Here is a 1,120-nt window from a genome sequence, read left to right as displayed (position 1 = left end):
TAGCTTGAGTGTGCATTGAGGGACTTAAAGTAAATGAATAACAATAAACAGATTAGTAGTGTATTTACATATTCATATTTTTGGATAGCTATAATTATACCGGTTGGCTTATCTTCTTTACTGATGAGTTTTATTTTTATAAACGATGGCCTATCAGTTGAATGGCCGAATAAGAAAACCTTATCTGTTTTCTTAGAGTATATGAATGTTCCCTTATGGATTTTAGGTTCAGCATTACCTCTTGCTACTCTAGCAACTGCTAACTTTCGTGCATTACAGTTTCAATCTAATTTGAATTACCAGGAAAGAACAATAAAAAGGCAAGAATTTGAGCATAAAATAGATCTTTAGCATAAAGAGTTAACTCTATTTAAAGAAAAATTCTCTGCAGTTATATTTAATGGTAACTTTAAATGCATTCGACCTGAAGATGCTACATTAATTTTTACACGCTTTTATCCAAAACCAACAAAAAAAGAAGATCCATATTTCGAGATAGATATTGAGAAAATAGAATATATATATGAATTTATGAAACTATTCGAGGCTAAAGTATTTGAATTCGGGAAAATAGCAAACACTAAAAGAAATAAGCTGAAGTTTATAAACTTATTGTTCCCAGACTTTTCGGAAGAGCAAAAAATAGAACAAGAGAATTCTATAAATATATATACATTAAAAATAGTATATCTTTTAGGGGTTATGGACGCGACTCTTTTACAAGTTTGTCACGCTATAGGTATTCGCCACTTCTCAATTCAAAAAGAGCCTATTACTTTAATTATAAAATTAATTATAGATATTTACGCATTACAAACTAGCTTTCTTGACGATGGAGAGTCTAAAAATAGCTTTTATTTCTCTCAAAAAAGACAAAGTGCCTTAGTCGATATTTTAAATTTATGGATAAAATATAGTTCAATTTCTAATGTTAAGGCAGATGAATATACCGCTGACGACTTTCGACATGAGTGCTTTATAACAGAAGTATTGAGAAGTCAGCCCAGATAGAAATTAATTACAAATACATAAAATTTGATTTCTTTTTAAAGAGTTATTCTTAATAAAGATTAAATTATATTTTACGATTAATTCTCTATGTTTTATATGTAGTTAAAAA

At 28.5% G+C, this 1,120-nt stretch carries 2 protein-coding genes; both read left to right on the top strand.

Features of this window, described 5'->3' with window-relative positions:
* Positions 1-33: 33 nt before the first annotated feature.
* Positions 34-351: a hypothetical protein gene (locus ACTRWE_RS19185; RefSeq protein ID WP_350655144.1), complete on the top strand. Its 318-nt coding sequence runs from the start codon at positions 34-36 to the stop codon at positions 349-351.
* Between the two features lie 180 nt (positions 352-531).
* Positions 532-1,011 (top strand): hypothetical protein, encoded by a 480-nt coding sequence (locus ACTRWE_RS19180; RefSeq protein WP_350655143.1) that lies wholly within the window; start codon positions 532-534, stop codon positions 1,009-1,011.
* Positions 1,012-1,120: the final 109 nt, after the last annotated feature.

It is taken from the genome of Pseudoalteromonas sp. G5_S1_54_S4 (assembly GCF_054968565.1).
Note: the sequence above shows the minus strand (reverse complement) of the source record. Positions and strands in the feature narration are given on the sequence as shown.

Excerpts from the sequence above, each read along its gene's own strand:
- ACTRWE_RS19185 (WP_350655144.1), top strand. The coding sequence starts at position 34 with ATGAATAACAATAAACAGATTAGTAGTGTATTTACATATTCATATTTT.
- ACTRWE_RS19180 (WP_350655143.1), top strand. The coding sequence starts at position 532 with ATGAAACTATTCGAGGCTAAAGTATTTGAATTCGGGAAAATAGCAAAC.